The 14,822-nt window shown below is 41.2% G+C and carries 20 protein-coding genes; 19 read left to right on the forward strand and 1 reads right to left on the reverse strand.

Annotation, left to right across the window (positions count from 1 at the left end):
- Positions 1-63 precede the first annotated feature (63 nt).
- Together spo0A and buk are read left to right on the forward strand one after the other, a co-directional pair.
- On the forward strand, positions 64-849 hold the full coding sequence (gene spo0A, locus ACZ449_RS07795; protein ID WP_464260458.1) for a sporulation transcription factor Spo0A: 786 nt from the start codon (positions 64-66) through the stop codon (positions 847-849).
- A gap of 123 nt (positions 850-972) precedes the next feature.
- Positions 973-2,043: a butyrate kinase gene (gene buk / locus ACZ449_RS07800; RefSeq protein ID WP_464260459.1), complete on the forward strand. Its 1,071-nt coding sequence runs from the start codon at positions 973-975 to the stop codon at positions 2,041-2,043.
- Positions 2,044-2,084: 41 nt separating this feature from the next.
- On the opposite strand, the gene ACZ449_RS07805 is transcribed toward buk, so the two are convergent.
- Positions 2,085-2,210, reverse strand: coding sequence for a hypothetical protein (locus tag ACZ449_RS07805; protein ID WP_464260460.1), 126 nt, complete (start codon positions 2,208-2,210; stop codon positions 2,085-2,087).
- Positions 2,211-2,283: 73 nt separating this feature from the next.
- Between ACZ449_RS07805 and ACZ449_RS07810 the strand changes: the two genes are divergently transcribed.
- From ACZ449_RS07810 to ACZ449_RS07890, 17 genes are all read left to right on the forward strand, one after another.
- Positions 2,284-2,820, forward strand: coding sequence for an NUDIX domain-containing protein (locus tag ACZ449_RS07810; RefSeq protein WP_464260461.1), 537 nt, complete (start codon positions 2,284-2,286; stop codon positions 2,818-2,820).
- Between the two features lie 2 nt (positions 2,821-2,822).
- A complete protein-coding gene (locus tag ACZ449_RS07815; protein ID WP_464260462.1) occupies positions 2,823-4,007 on the forward strand; it encodes an endonuclease Q family protein in 1,185 nt (394 codons plus the stop codon).
- A 136-nt stretch (positions 4,008-4,143) separates the two neighbouring features.
- Positions 4,144-4,782, forward strand: a complete 639-nt coding sequence (spoIIM, locus tag ACZ449_RS07820; RefSeq protein ID WP_464260463.1) for a stage II sporulation protein M — start codon at positions 4,144-4,146, stop codon at positions 4,780-4,782.
- Between the two features lie 165 nt (positions 4,783-4,947).
- Entirely contained in the window at positions 4,948-5,169 is a 222-nt protein-coding gene (locus ACZ449_RS07825; protein WP_464260464.1) for a hypothetical protein, read from the forward strand.
- Between the two features lie 153 nt (positions 5,170-5,322).
- A complete protein-coding gene (gene xerD, locus ACZ449_RS07830) occupies positions 5,323-6,210 on the forward strand; it encodes a site-specific tyrosine recombinase XerD (protein ID WP_464260465.1) in 888 nt (295 codons plus the stop codon).
- Positions 6,211-6,246: 36 nt separating this feature from the next.
- On the forward strand, positions 6,247-7,434 hold the full coding sequence (locus tag ACZ449_RS07835) for a phosphopentomutase (RefSeq protein ID WP_464260466.1): 1,188 nt from the start codon (positions 6,247-6,249) through the stop codon (positions 7,432-7,434).
- Positions 7,434-8,756, forward strand: a complete 1,323-nt coding sequence (locus tag ACZ449_RS07840) for a pyrimidine-nucleoside phosphorylase (RefSeq protein ID WP_464260467.1) — start codon at positions 7,434-7,436, stop codon at positions 8,754-8,756. The genes ACZ449_RS07835 and ACZ449_RS07840 overlap by 1 nt, the downstream gene beginning before the upstream one ends.
- Positions 8,757-8,849: 93 nt before the next feature.
- Positions 8,850-10,016 (forward strand): D-alanyl-D-alanine carboxypeptidase family protein, encoded by a 1,167-nt coding sequence (locus ACZ449_RS07845; RefSeq protein WP_464260468.1) that lies wholly within the window; start codon positions 8,850-8,852, stop codon positions 10,014-10,016.
- A 124-nt stretch (positions 10,017-10,140) separates the two neighbouring features.
- A complete protein-coding gene (spoIIAA, locus tag ACZ449_RS07850; RefSeq protein ID WP_464260469.1) occupies positions 10,141-10,476 on the forward strand; it encodes an anti-sigma F factor antagonist in 336 nt (111 codons plus the stop codon).
- A gap of 13 nt (positions 10,477-10,489) precedes the next feature.
- Positions 10,490-10,936 carry an anti-sigma F factor gene (gene spoIIAB / locus ACZ449_RS07855; protein ID WP_464260470.1) on the forward strand — a complete coding sequence of 149 codons (447 nt, stop codon included), beginning with the start codon at positions 10,490-10,492 and terminating at the stop codon, positions 10,934-10,936.
- A 9-nt stretch (positions 10,937-10,945) separates the two neighbouring features.
- Positions 10,946-11,695: a SigF/SigG family RNA polymerase sporulation sigma factor gene (locus ACZ449_RS07860; protein WP_464260471.1), complete on the forward strand. Its 750-nt coding sequence runs from the start codon at positions 10,946-10,948 to the stop codon at positions 11,693-11,695.
- 65 nt (positions 11,696-11,760) lie between these two features.
- Entirely contained in the window at positions 11,761-11,961 is a 201-nt protein-coding gene (locus tag ACZ449_RS07865; RefSeq protein WP_464260472.1) for a hypothetical protein, read from the forward strand.
- A 20-nt stretch (positions 11,962-11,981) separates the two neighbouring features.
- Positions 11,982-12,182 carry a dodecin family protein gene (locus tag ACZ449_RS07870; RefSeq protein ID WP_464260473.1) on the forward strand — a complete coding sequence of 67 codons (201 nt, stop codon included), beginning with the start codon at positions 11,982-11,984 and terminating at the stop codon, positions 12,180-12,182.
- 80 nt (positions 12,183-12,262) lie between these two features.
- Positions 12,263-12,718: a stage V sporulation protein AC gene (spoVAC, locus tag ACZ449_RS07875; protein ID WP_464260474.1), complete on the forward strand. Its 456-nt coding sequence runs from the start codon at positions 12,263-12,265 to the stop codon at positions 12,716-12,718.
- Positions 12,719-12,737: 19 nt separating this feature from the next.
- Positions 12,738-13,742, forward strand: a complete 1,005-nt coding sequence (gene spoVAD, locus ACZ449_RS07880; protein ID WP_464260475.1) for a stage V sporulation protein AD — start codon at positions 12,738-12,740, stop codon at positions 13,740-13,742.
- A gap of 18 nt (positions 13,743-13,760) precedes the next feature.
- Entirely contained in the window at positions 13,761-14,117 is a 357-nt protein-coding gene (spoVAE, locus tag ACZ449_RS07885; protein WP_464260476.1) for a stage V sporulation protein AE, read from the forward strand.
- 18 nt (positions 14,118-14,135) lie between these two features.
- A complete protein-coding gene (locus ACZ449_RS07890; RefSeq protein WP_464260477.1) occupies positions 14,136-14,816 on the forward strand; it encodes a hypothetical protein in 681 nt (226 codons plus the stop codon).
- Positions 14,817-14,822: the final 6 nt, after the last annotated feature.

The following is a 14,822-nucleotide window of genomic DNA, read 5'->3' on the forward strand; positions in this document are numbered from 1 at the left end:
TTGTCGAATGGGTTATTATACATATAATACATATATAAGATGTGCTGAGAGGATGGGGAAGTAATGGTGAGCGAAACAATTACAGTAGCTATTGCTGACGACAACAAAGAGTTTTCGGATATTTTGCAAGAGTGCCTTAACCGAGAACCCGATATTAAATTAGTCGGTGTAGCTTATAATGGAGAGCAAATATTATCCATTATCGAGGAAAAGTCGCCAGATGTTATCGTTCTCGATATCATCATGCCACATTTGGATGGACTTGGCGTTTTGGAGAGACTTAATGTCTCTAATGTTAAACGCCCCAAAATTATTATGCTGACTGCGTTTGGTCAGGAGACTATCACGCAACGAGTAGTAGAGTTAGGTGCCGACTATTATGTTTTAAAACCGTTTAACATGGATGTACTTATTAATAGAATCAGACAATTAGCTGGTACTGTTACTCTTTCACACCCAGTTACTGCTGCGGCCACTATGCCTGTTGTCAAATCCCGCCCCATAGATGTGGAAGTTACTAATATTATTAGAGAAATTGGCATTCCTGCACACATTAAAGGCTATCAATATCTTCGCGATGCAATTATGATGATTGTAGCAGAAGTGGAGTTATTAGGCGCTGTAACCAAAGTTCTTTATCCAATGATTGCTGAAAAATACTCGACTACCCCCAGCCGGGTAGAACGAGCTATTCGCCATGCGATTGAGGTCGCCTGGAACCGCGGTAACATTGAGATGATCAATAGACTCTTTGGTTATACGATCAAGCTTGATAAAGGTAAACCCACTAATTCGGAATTTATGGCGATGATTGCCGATAAATTGCGAATGGAAATGCGGGCTAGCTAAGATTAAATTATAAACCCTCTTGACGATTGTCTTGGGGGTTTGTTTTTTTTATTGCAGGATTTTTCAACCTAATAATGAATAAAATAACATAACATATCATCTTATTTGATACGGAGGTTCACAATGCTGCAGTATAAAATTCTTGCCATTAATCCTGGTTCAACTTCAACCAAAATAGCTGTATATACTAATGATGTAATTGATTTTGAACAAGTTATCCGTCATAGTATTAACGAACTTAAGCCTTTCGCAAAAATTTATGACCAGTATGATTATCGTCTGCAGTTAGTGAGAAAAGCACTTTCAGACCACCATATCAACATTAGCAGTTTAGCCGCTGTTGTTGGGCGGGGCGGGCCGTTGAAACCGCTAGGTAGTGGCACATATGCAGTAAATGATAGTATGATCTGCGATTTAAAAAGAGAAGTGCAAACTGAACATGCCTCTAATCTAGGGGGTATTTTGGCAAGGGGAATCGCTAACCAAGTCAATGTTCCGGCTTTTATTGTAGATCCGGTAAGCGTAGATGAGCTCGAACCATTAGCCAGAATTTCCGGTTTACCAGAAGTGCCTCGTCGCAGCTTGTTTCATGCCCTCAATTTAAAAGCTGTTGCCCATAGAGTTGCCAACGATTTAAATAAAGAATACAACACTCTTACCCTAATTCTCATCCATCTTGGTGGTGGTATTTCAGTTGGAGTGCAGCAAAATGGCAAAATGATTGATGTAACCAATCCGAATGACCTAGGTCCATTTTCTCCAGAACGCGCTGGTGCTGTACCGTCTTATGGTTTAATTAACCTATGCTATTCTGGCAAATATACCCTTGATCAAATCAAGAAGAAGCTTATTGGTAATGCGGGTTTAATGGCTCATCTGGGTACAAGTGATGGACGAGAAGTGGAAAGCCGCATTGCGAGTGGTGATACTAGCGCTGCTCTCATTTATGAGGCCATGGCTTATCAAGTTGCAAAAGAGATTGGTGCAATGGCTACTGTCGTATATGGACAATTGGACGCTATTGTTCTCACCGGCGGGTTGGCTTATTCACAAAGACTTGTGAAAATGATTACCGACCGCGTGAAATTTATCGGTCCGGTTATTGTGCATCCTGGGGAAGATGAACTGCAGGCTTTAGTTGAAGGCGCCTTACGGGTATTACGTGGTGAAGAGCAGCCTAAGGTATATGAATAGAAGAGGGCAGGGCAATGGTAGGCATACTTCTACTTCTACTGCTACTGTCGATTATTATTAAGCAGTTCGCGCAAAGTTTTATACTTTTTACTCATGGTATGTAATTCTTTAAGTAACTCCTTGATTGTACCACTAAAATAAAAGCCATGTTTAGCAATCATTTTCACGCAGACATTCCTCCTTATGGAGGTAATATATGAAGCGTTTTGGTAATATATGTTTAAATAATAGGAGGGTCATATGCCAAACGATACAGATCTTTATGAAAAACTAACAAACTCGGAACGTTTATTTGAAGGTAAAATTATTAACCTGCGGCGTGATGAGGTAATTCTCCCTAATGGACGAACTGGGATGAGGGAAGTGGTAGAACACCCGGGGGCAGTTGCTATTGTGCCGCTAACAACGGAAGGCAATGTTATCCTCGTGCGGCAATTCCGTCATCCGATTGGCCAGGTTATACTCGAAGTACCTGCTGGCAAACTTGATTCTGGTGAAGATCCCGCAGCCTGTGCAGTGCGTGAATTGGCAGAGGAAACTGGCTTTACGGCGAATATGCTGCGCAAGTTGACATCTATGTATACTACCCCTGGATTTTCCAATGAGATTATTCATGTATATCTGGCAGAAGATCTTATTGAATCAGATAAGCATCCTGATGAAGACGAATTTATTAATACCGAAGTCTTTACTCCTGAACAAATTCACCAAATGATTACTAGCGGTGAACTATGTGATGCCAAGAGTTTAGTGGCGCTATGTTTGGCGGGAATATAAGTATGCTAAATCAGTATTTTACTGACCTGCACATTCATGTAGGCATGAGTCACAGCGGTAAATGGGTAAAAATTCCTACGTCACGCCGGTTGACCGTTCATGGCATCTTAGCGGAGGCCGCTGAGCGCAAGGGTATGAATATCATCGGCATCATAGATGCCTTGTCGCCATTAGTTCTTGCAGATTTAAAAGCGCTTATCGCAGAAGAAATTCTTGTGCCGGTTAGTAGTGGTGGATATCTTTACCAGAATAATACGTTGCTTATACTTGGTGCGGAGATTGAAACCAGGGAAGTCAACGGCGGTTTGGCACATACATTGATATTTGTGCCTGATATTAAAACAATGACTACTTTCTCTACCTATATGAGCCAATTTATCCGTAATATTAATCTTAGCTCACAAAATGCCCATATGCCCCTAACACAGCTTATTCAAATTGCCAGCAGTTTTGATTCACTTATCATTCCCGCTCATGTTTTTACCCCCCATAAAAGCCTTTATGGCGTATGCTGTCAAAGATTATCACATATTCTATCTGATCAGGATATGGTTAAACTAGCAGCAATTGAACTTGGCTTAAGTGCGGACAGCAACTTAGCAGACAGAATCAGTGAGTTAGCTGGTTACACATTTATAACCAATTCCGATGCTCACTCACTTGACAAAATTGCTCGTGAATACAATGTATTTTCTATGGAAACATTGTCATTTCTCGAATTAAGTAAAGCCTTATCCCGTACAGACGGGCGTCAGGTTATCGCCAACTATGGACTTGATCCCCGGTTGGGAAAGTATCATCGTACTTTCTGTCGCCAGTGCGGTTTTACTGCTGCCGAGGGTCTGACTGATAAGTACTGCCCACAATGCAGCAGCAGTACTTTGACTGCAGGGGTATTTGAGCGTATTAATCAAATAGCCGATTACGCTGAACCTCATCATCCTGCCTTCCGGCCCCAGTATTGTTATCAAATACCGCTAGAATTTATCCCTGGACTAGGTAAAAAATGCATGGCTAAACTGCTGACAGCATTTGAAACCGAAATGAATATTTTGCATTTTGCGACATATGAGGCTTTGTCCAACATCGTTGGTAATAAAATTGCTCACTTTATTATGACGGCACGTAATGGAACTGCTGCGATTAGTGCTGGCGGCGGCGGAATTTATGGACGGATGCTGCAGTGAGGCCTTAGCTTCGGTGGGAGTATAATCTCATCTGAAATAAACTTTACATATCCCAGGATAAATATAATGGACAAATAGGTCTAAACAGTTTTAGCAAGACATATATTGTAGCAGGTACTGACAGGGAGGTACATGCATGCTGAAACTTCTTCGCCGGAATGCCGCCGATTATATTCGTGCGAATATTGTGGCTTATTTTTTTATGATTCTTATTTTTGTTATCGGAATAGTTATTGGAGCTATGGCTGTAAAAACACTACCTGAAGAACAAAAGATAGAGCTTGTCGGCTATTTACGAGTGTTTTTTCAAGGCCTGACTGAACAACCAGACGGAATCAGTAATACCCATACTCTGCTAGCGAGTGTGATGGGTAATAATATTAGAATTATTGGTATTATGTGGCTGCTTGGCTTTACTATTGTGGGTATACCGTTTGTCCTGTTTATGGTATGCTTGCGAGGCTTTATCATTGGGTTTACTGTTGGTTTTTTAGTCCATGAATATGTAATGAAAGGGCTGTTATTTGCTATTGCTGCAGTTTTGCCGCACAATTTTTTGGCGGTACCCGCTATTTTAGCAACAGGAGTGGCAGCAACAACTTTCTCCTTAATGTTAGTGCGGCGTAAGCATAATAACAAAGATAATCTATTTTACAACTCCATCGCCTACTCGGTATTTTGTTTAGCTATGCTGGTGCTTATGTTGGGCGCGGCACTAATAGAAGTATATATTTCGCCGGTATTTATGAAAGTGGCAGCACATTTTATTTGCTAACAAGGTTGAAAACTGTGATCGACCTTGTTAATTTAAAAGCTAAAAAGTTAATAAGCCTGCATAATCAAGCATTGTTAGGCATAGATAAATAGTAGTTATAAGGAATACTATTAAGTTAAGTCAGAAACCATAAAACGTGGTGCGGTGGGAGGGAAGTAGAGGCGTATGATAATAACATTTTCTTGGCGAAGTATCTTTAAAAAATCTAAATTATATATAAAGATTATCTTATTAACGCTTATTATCTTCTATATTCTACCAAAGTTGATGACCATACTGTGGGAAGGCAGTAATCCAGGTCTGAAGATACGCGACCAGCATCTACTGGAAAAGCCTTTACGGGTTATGGTGACTTACGATGTAATTGATCGTTATAGCATGACATAGATTAGCAGTTCTTACAAAAAAGTGCTAAAACTTTACAAAACACAGTAGACAAATAAAGGAAAAGTAAACTTAATGTTGAATAAGGTACGTAGACAAGATACTGAAAAATGTGTTGGCCGGAAATCTGTGGAGAAAAAAGGGTGGTAGTATAAAATGGAATCGTATGTTAATGAATTTATTAACTATCTTGCAGTTGAGCGGGGATTAGCTCAAAACACGCTAGAATCTTACGGGCGGGATCTAAGACAGTTTCAGACGTTTTTGCAAAATAGTCAATTAGATTTTTTACGGAACTCAAACCGTGATACCATCCTAAGTTATCTTAATAATCTCCAAGGCAAGGGACGGGCTGTTTCAACAATATCACGCAATCTTGCTGCGATAAAGTCATTTTATCAATATCTTGTTCGGGAACGTCATCTTGAAAAAGACCCGGCAGTCAACTTGGAATCACCAAAATTAGAAAAGAAACTACCCAAGATTCTTAGTATTGCAGAAGTGGAAGAGTTATTAAAGCAACCTAATAGTTTTCAGTCTACAGGCCTTAGGGATAAAGCTATGCTGGAATTGTTATATGCTACTGGTATCAGAGTCTCCGAGTTAATCAATCTCAATATATCTGATGTAAATCTTGATATGGGATATATCAAATGTTATGGCAAAGGTGCTAAAGAACGAATTGTACCACTAGGCTCTATTGCTGCCAAATGTGTGCAGGAATATATAAGTAAAGGCCGTCCTAAATTAGTACGTACTTATGAAGAATCCTCCCTATTTGTCAACCATCATGGTAATCGGCTTACTCGTCAAGGATTTTGGAAAATTATTAAAAAATATGCGTTGGAAGCCAATATCACCAAAGACATTACCCCTCATACTCTGAGGCATTCCTTTGCTACTCACTTATTGGAAAACGGCGCCGATTTACGTTCTGTCCAGGAAATGCTTGGTCATGCTGATATATCAACAACACAGATTTATACTCATGTAACTAAAAATCATCTAAAAGAAGTATATGATAAAACACATCCTCGCGCATAATAGTACTATACTACTTTACAGAGGAGCTATAAAAATTTGTTTAAACGAATATTTGTGATTGTACTTGACAGTGTAGGGATTGGAGCTATGCCTGACGCCTTTCAATATGGCGATACCGGAGCCAATACGCTGGTACATATTGCTGAATATAAGGGCGGGCTTACTTTGCCGGTATTAGCCAGCATGGGGTTAGGTTTAATTGAACCCATTGCTGGTATTCCGGAAGTTTCCCGTCCTATTGCTGCTTTTGGGAAGATGGCTGAACTTTCTAAGGGTAAAGACACGACAAGTGGCCATTGGGAATTAGCGGGCTGTCCACTTTTTGCCGCATTTCCCGTGTACCCAAAGGGTTTTCCACCTGAAGTTATCGAAAAGTTTACCGCTTATACCGGACTCCAGGTTTTAGGTAATAAAGCGGCATCAGGTACAGAAATTATCGTGGAATTAGGCGAAGAACATTTGCGTACAGGCCAACCCATTGTATATACTTCTGCGGATAGTGTTTTTCAAATTGCGGCCCATGAAGAGGTAATCTCGCTGGAACGTTTATATGAATTATGTAAAATTGTCAGAGAGAAGGTTTGCATAGGTGACCATGCTGTCGGTCGGATTATTGCCAGGCCTTTTGTAGGTAAACCGGGAAGCTTTACCCGGACGGCTAACCGCCATGACTATAGTTTGCAGCCGCCGGCACCAACAGTGCTTGATATGTTGAAAGAATCTGGATTAACAGTGACTGGCATTGGTAAAATTTCCGACATTTATGCCAACAGGGGCTTAACTCAATCTTATCCTACAAGGTCTAATAAGCAGGGAATGGAAATCATCACAGACCTAGCTGAAAAAGACTCGGCAGATGGACTAATAATGGCCAACCTTGTTGAATTTGATAGTGCTTACGGACATCGCAACGATATAATCGGCTATGCTCAGGCACTTGAAGAGTTTGACGTTGCGTTAGCAAATTTCAAATCTAAACTCACCGAGAATGATCTATTATTGATCACAGCTGACCATGGCTGTGATCCTACAACCGCAGGCACCGATCATACACGAGAATATGTGCCGCTGTTAGCTTACCACCCACGCCTGACGGGACAGGTGATAAATCTAGGAATACGGTCAACTTTTTCCGACCTGGGAGCAACAATAGCTGCCAATTTCGGTTTGCCGCCATTGGCGTATGGACAAAGTTTTCTAAAAGACCTAGTGGTGAATACCTAATGCGGGCTACTGATATAATTACAAAAAAACGCGATGGGATAGAACTTTCAGATCATGAAATTGAATGGTTGATAAAATCATATACGAACAATGAGATAACAGACTATCAAATGGCTGCATGGCTTATGGCAGTCTTCTTTCAGGGAATGACAGATAAAGAAACAGCTGCTCTTACCATGGCTATGGCTGTTTCTGGAGATATGGTTGATCTAAGTCAAATACCGGGGATCAAGGTGGACAAACATAGCACCGGCGGGGTAGGTGATACTACTACATTGGTACTTGCGCCGCTGGTGGCTGCTGCCGGGGTACCTGTGGCTAAGATGTCTGGGCGGGGGTTGGGTTTTACTGGCGGTACTATTGATAAATTGGAGGCTATTCCCGGTTTTAAGACCACCTTGGAGCGTCACGAATTTATTGCCAATCTGCAAGCATGTACTATTGCAATAACTGGTCAGTCAGCTGCCATTGCTCCTGCAGATGGTAAACTTTACTCACTTCGAGATGTTACGGCCACTGTGGAAAGTATACCGCTTATTGCCTCATCCATAATGAGTAAAAAAATTGCTTCTGGTGCCGATAAAATTGTGTTAGATGTCAAAGTTGGCAACGGTGCTTTTATGAAAAATCAAACAGATGCCTTGCGTTTGGCTGAAACCATGGTTGGTATTGGACAACTTGTTGGCCGAGAAACGGTGGCAGTATTAACAAGTATGGAACAGCCCTTAGGTAGGTCTGTTGGTAATAGCCTCGAGATTAAGGAGGCTATTAAAATACTGTCAGGACAGGGAGAACGAGCGCTCAAAGAGGTTTGCCTAATACTTGGCTCACATATGCTGGTACTAGGCGGGAAAGCGTCAACCCCGGAAGCTGGTTATTGCCAGCTAACCGCCCTGATCGATAACAAACAGGCTTTAGCCAAGTTTGGTGAATTCATTACTGCTCAGGGTGGTGATGCTGCTATTGTGCAAGATGATACTAAACTGCCGCAGGCCTGCTTTATTCAAGAAGTTAGCAGTTTGAGTCAAGGTTATGTTACAGCTATTAGTGCTGCTCAGATTGGGTATGCCGCCATGCGGCTGGGAGCAGGCCGGGAATATAAAGGACAAGCAATTGACTTGTCTGCTGGTGTAGTCATGCAGTGCCGGATAGGTCAGGTTCTCCACTGCGGCCAGCCAATGGCAACCATCTATACAAATGACAAGTCAAGGCTTGCAGAAGCCAGTGTAACAATACAACAGGCCGTTCGGATTGATACTCAGCCTGTTGTGCCATTACCACTATTATTAGGATTTGTTGATAAAAACGGATTTCGCAAATGACTGGTATAATGCCAGTCATTTTTTTGCTTTAAATTCCTGTTTAATCCGTTTTAATCCGGGAAACTATAGATATAAAGGAAAGGAGTGTTATAATTGATTCGAAAAACTGCGCTGGTAACATTAGTATTGTTTGCATTAGCTGTTACAACAGTCTTTGGTGCTCCGGCCGCACCAGCAAAAACACTATCTGACTCAAAGCTGCAGACAAGTGCTGTATCAGCTGTGCTCATGGATGAAAATGGCACATTGCTTTTTGAAAAGGATGCTCATCGGCGGCTGCCACCTGCCAGTGTAACTAAGATTATGACGTTGCTCTTAGCTGTTGAAGCCATTGAACAAGGCCGAATTAATCTCGTTGACGAAGTGTATACCAGTGAAACTGCCTGGCACCAGGGGGGGTCACAGATTTGGTTGGAGCCTGGAGAAAAAATGACAGTTAAGGATATGCTTTCAGCTGTAGCCATTGTTAGTGCTAATGACGCTGCCGTAGCGCTGATGGAGCATATCTATGGAAGTGAAACATCAGCTGTTGAAGCGATGAATAAGCGGGCTGAATCACTTGGCCTTACTGATACCCATTTTAACAATGTAAATGGGCTGCCAACAACTGATCATTATATGAGCGCCTATGATGCTGCGCTCATTGCTAGAGAAGCGGTCACCCACCCACTATATATGGATATGTGCGGTATCAAGGAAGCGTGGCTGCGTGATGGTAAGAATTGGCTTGTTAATACCAATAAGCTATTATGGTGGTATAAAGGCGGTGATGGTTTAAAAACCGGCTGGACGGAAGAAGCAAAGTATTGTTTTGTTGGAACTGCCAAACGTGATGGCCTCCGACTTATTTCGTCAGTATTTGCCACGCCTGAACCACGCTCACATCTTCGGGAAAGTATGAAATTACTTGATTGGGGTTTTGCTAATTTTAGTGCTGTACCAATTGTAAATCAGGGAACAGTGGTAGAACGGCTAAAAGTAAATAAAGGCATTGAACCAGACATCCAATTGATAGCCGCTCAAGACTTAAATCTACTTATCACCAAAGGACAAAGCAAAAACTTACAGAAAAAGATTGCAGCCGATTCCAGTGTTAACGCGCCGATCGTCGAGGGGCAAAAGTGCGGTGAACTGATTGTACTCAAGGATGGTAAAGAAGTAGGTAAAGTTGATTTACTTGCTGAAAAATCCATTCCTAAAGCGGGTTTAGTACGAATTTTTCAAACGATGATTACTAACCTGTTTACTATTTTTAACTAACTTACAAGCCTGGTGTTTATAAACTGCAGGAAAATTTCTGCAGTTTTATTTTAATTTAGCAGGAAATTTTTTCCTTTTACCGAATGAACTATTTATAAATACTGTTACATAGGAGGTTATATTGTTGAAAGTCGTTACATTTATGAAGCAAGGCATCCTGGTTGTAAGACTTGAGGGTGAGTTAGATGTTTGTGGGGCTAATGAATTTCGTACTGCAGTTGACGAGGCACTGACTGCAACTGGTGCCAAACATATCTTGCTTAATATGCAAGGCGTTAGTTTTATTGATAGTTCAGGGTTGGGTGTTGTTCTAGGGCGGTACAAACGGATTACGCAGTTGGGAGGGAAAATACTTGTCGTTTACCTTGAACCACAAATAAAGCGGATTTTTGAATTGGCTGGATTACTGAAAATATTGACAATCTATCAAAATGAAGAGCAAGCGCTCGACTTTTTATAAGGAGGCTTGGCCAGTGGAAATTCAAGTAAAAAATCAGATAAAGCTCGCGATCTTAAGTATCAATGAAAATGTGGCATTTGCTAGAGCCTCTACCGCCGCCTTTTCAGCACAAGTAGATTTGACACTCACGGAAATTGATGAAATTAAAGTCGCTGTTTCCGAAGCGGTCTCTAATGCCGTTATTCATGGTTATGGCAGCGATCCTCATAAGCAAAATTATGTTGAATTAGTAATGAACTTATATCAAGATAAACTGGAATTTATCATAACTGATTATGGTCGGGGAATTGCCAATGTGGAAGAAGCGCGGCAGCCTTCATTTTCAAGTGATCCAGAACGGATGGGGCTGGGTTTTGTCTTTATGGACTCATTTATGGATGAGTTGGAGGTTTTATCTAAACTTGGGCAAGGTACAACCGTAAGAATGGTTAAACTGCTTGTACCACGTACCGAACATTAGGTGAAGAGTATGCTCAAAGAAGAAGAATTTAAAGAACTGTTAACTAAGGCACAAGCTGCTGACTTATCGGTAAGTGAACAAGCGAAAGAACGTATTTTGGAAGCCAACCTGAATTTAGTACGCAGCATTGTTCACCGCTTTACCAATCGCGGCTATGAATGGGATGATTTGTTCCAAATCGGCTGTATTGGCCTTTTAAAAGCGATTGAGCGGTTTGATCAAAATTTTAATGTCAAATTTTCCACCTATGCTGTTCCGATGATCATTGGTGAAATCCGACGATTTATTAGAGATGATAATCCGGTTAAGGTGAGCCGGCCGTTAAAAGAGCTTGCCTTTCGAGTCCATAAAACGCAAGAAAAGCTGCAGGGAAACTTGGGTCGTGAGCCAACAATTACTGAAATTGCCAAAGAACTATCGCTCGCCCCCCAGGAAATTGTTTCAGCCCTAGAAGCCGTTCAGCCCCAAGTATCCTTGTATGAACAAACATTTCAAAGTAGTGATGGCGGCGATGCTATCCACCTGTTAGATCAGCTTATACTTTCTGATGGTCAGGACAATGGCTACTTTGATAAGTTAGCTTTGAGAGAGGTATTAACCCGTTTGCCTGTAAAGGAACGTACTGTGATCTATTTGCGTTTTTTTGCAGATAAAACCCAAGCTGAAATTGCAACGACAATTGGGTTATCTCAGGTACAGGTATCACGAATAGAAAAACAAGCACTCAAAATAATTAGAGAACTATTACAGACCTCATAACTGAGGTCTGTTTATATTTTACTAATAAATGAATTTACGGACATAATAAATAGGAGGTGATCAGCGTGAATCATATCCTTGATATTTTAAAAACCAAAGGTATCCTTTACCTAGCTATAGTATTTTTGTTAATGGTCAGCAGTACAGCCGCCTGGCTTTATTTTAGCTCAGACATTCCCAAGAAAACTCCGCTAAGAGCGAAACAAGTTTTACTTTGGCATAACAATCAAAATACGGTACAAACTAAAAGTGTCAAGCCAATATAATCATTACAGGGGGTAATATAATGGTTGTAAAAGTCATTGAGCTAGTAGGAACTTCCCACCATAATTGGACTGATGCAGTAGATAATGCAGTTTTAGAAGCATCTAAAACTGTAGACGACATTATGGGAGTAGAAGTCACCAATTTTACCGCGAAAGTTGGCAAAGGACATATTGAAGAATACAAAGCAGATGTAAAGATTGCTTTCCAGGTCCACCACTAAAATTCTTTGAAAATACAGGGAAGACACCTCTTTTGGTGTCTTTTCTTGTTAGAAAGTACTCGTGTGGAGGTGACATACCCATGTTTGACAGTAAAGTCAGTCAGACTGAGCAACAGGAATATCAGGAAAAATTTGAACAACTAAAACCCAAAACCCCTATTATGAAAAATGTAATATGGGCATTTATTGTTGGTGGTTTAATATGTATGTTAGGCCAATTTTTTATGAATTATTTTATGAGTTTGGGATTTAGTAACAAAGAAGCTGCTGGGCCGACTTCGGTTGTACTAATATTCTTGAGTGCTTTGTTTACTGGATTAGGAGTTTATGATGAACTAGGCCGCCTTGCAGGAGCTGGTTCCATTGTACCGATTACTGGTTTTGCCAATTCAATTGTAGCTCCCGCTATGGAGTTTAAGCGCGAGGGTTATGTATTTGGCATAGGAGCAAAGATGTTTATCATTGCTGGACCAGTACTCGTATATGGTATCTCAACAGCAATAGTTATTGGTTTTATATATTGGCTAAGTTTATAGAAAAGCAAGGAGATCCAGTATGAATAAAAAACGGGGACAACAAAGTATTGTTTTTGCCTCGCCACCAGTTATAACAAGTACAGCCAATATCGTGGGGCCGATGGAAGGGGAAGGCCTCTTAGCTGAGTTCTATGACCGAATACTCAAAGATACTCTTGATAATAATTCCAGCTGGGAAAAATGCGAATCCACCATGATGGAATGGGCAATAAAAACAGCCGTACTTAAAGAAACTAGTGCTATTGATGATATTGATTATGTACTTGCCGGCGACTTGCTTAATCAGTTAATGAGTACCCATTTTGCGATTAGAGGTATTGGACGCCCTTTTTTAGGTATGTATGGTGCCTGCTCAACTTTGGCAGAAAGTATGCTGGTAGGGTCTACTCTTATTGATGGAGGATTTGCCAACAAGATTGTTGCCGCTGCTTCTAGCCACCATGATGCAGCCGAACGGCAGTACCGTTTTCCCACAGAACAGGGTGTACAACGGCCAATGGTATCGCAGTGGACAGTGACAGGATCAGGTGCTGTAGTTATTTCTGCTATTGGCAATGGACCGCGGATTACAGCAGCAACAGTGGGTAAAATAGTAGACATGGGGATCAAGGATCCTAACGCAATGGGACCGGCAATGGCCCCCGCAGCTGCTGATACGTTATGGCATCATTTTGACGACTCTGGCCGCCAGCCAAATTATTATGACATGATTTATACTGGTGATCTTGGCAGTGTCGGTAAAGCGTTGGTTATCGAGCTGTTTAAAGCAAAAGGTGTAGATTTATCGACAAATTATGAAGATTGTGGCTGCATGATTTTCAGTAAAGATCAGGATGCCCATGCCGGTGCCAGTGGTTGTGCCAGTTCAGCGATAGTATTTACCGGCTATATTTACCGATTGCTTATGCAACAAAAGCTGCATAGGGTACTACTTGTCGGTACAGGTAGTTTGCATAGTACAACATCATATCAACAAAAAGAATCTATACCCTGTATTGCGCATGCTGTAGCGATTGAAATGTGAAGGAGGTAACATTATTCATTGCAAACATATCTTATGGCCTTTGTCATCGGCGGTTTGATTTGTGTACTTGGGCAGTTGCTCATGGATCTCACCCCGCTTACACCTGCTCATGTCTTAGTACTATTTGTCGTCTTAGGCTGTGTGCTCAGCAGTTTAGGTCTATATCAGCCGTTGATTGATATTGGTGGTGCAGGAGCAACGGTTCCCTTACCTGGGTTTGGTCACTCCCTAGTCTCCGGCACTATCGAAGAAGTAAACAAAGCAGGGTTTTGGGGAATATTTACCGGAGCTGTTAAAGCGACAGCAGCCGGCATAACTGCTGCCGTCGTTTTCGGCCTGGCCATAGCAATTGTGTTTAATCCAAAAGGTAAATGAATTTTTGAGGTGATATATGTGCCAAAGCGAGTTTCCAGTAAGATAGCAAGTTGCATTAAGCCTAGCCCGTTACGGTCGCAACGTCCTGAATATTCACAGATAGATGAAAGTGCTATCGAAGATATGGCAAGAATTTTTATGCAAACACAAGCCAATATGGTAACTAGCAATAATCAGCCAACAAATAATTCGCAGGAAGTACTAGAATTATTAAACCAAATTAATAGTAAACTAGAAAGCTTACAAGGTTCGTCTGATAGTAGTACGTCAGCTGATCAGTCTCAACAAAATACTCAACAAGCTGGACAAAATAATATAAACCAACAGCCACAAACTCAAAAAAATGCACAAGCAACAACATCTGAATCAGATGTATCCCAAGAATTAAAAAAATTATTCAGCACGTTACTTGCAACAGGCGGGCAAGCAAACACCACATCAGGCGGCAATCAGAAGCAAAGTGCAAGCGCCCAACAGCAAATGCAGCAGCAACAAGGCAAGAACAATCAGCAAAATAGCAAACAGAATTCCTCAATTGCCGTACAAACAGCCGCACAAGTACTTTCCCAAGCACAGTATGAACTTTCCAATGAGTTAGAAGCAAGCCTGCAAAGTCTCAAACAAGTAATCAGTGAAAGTGAAAAAATCGCTAATAAAATCAGCAATTTATTAGGTGAAGAAAATAATCAACAGCAATGAGGTGTT

This window comes from Desulfosporomusa polytropa (assembly GCF_055380075.1).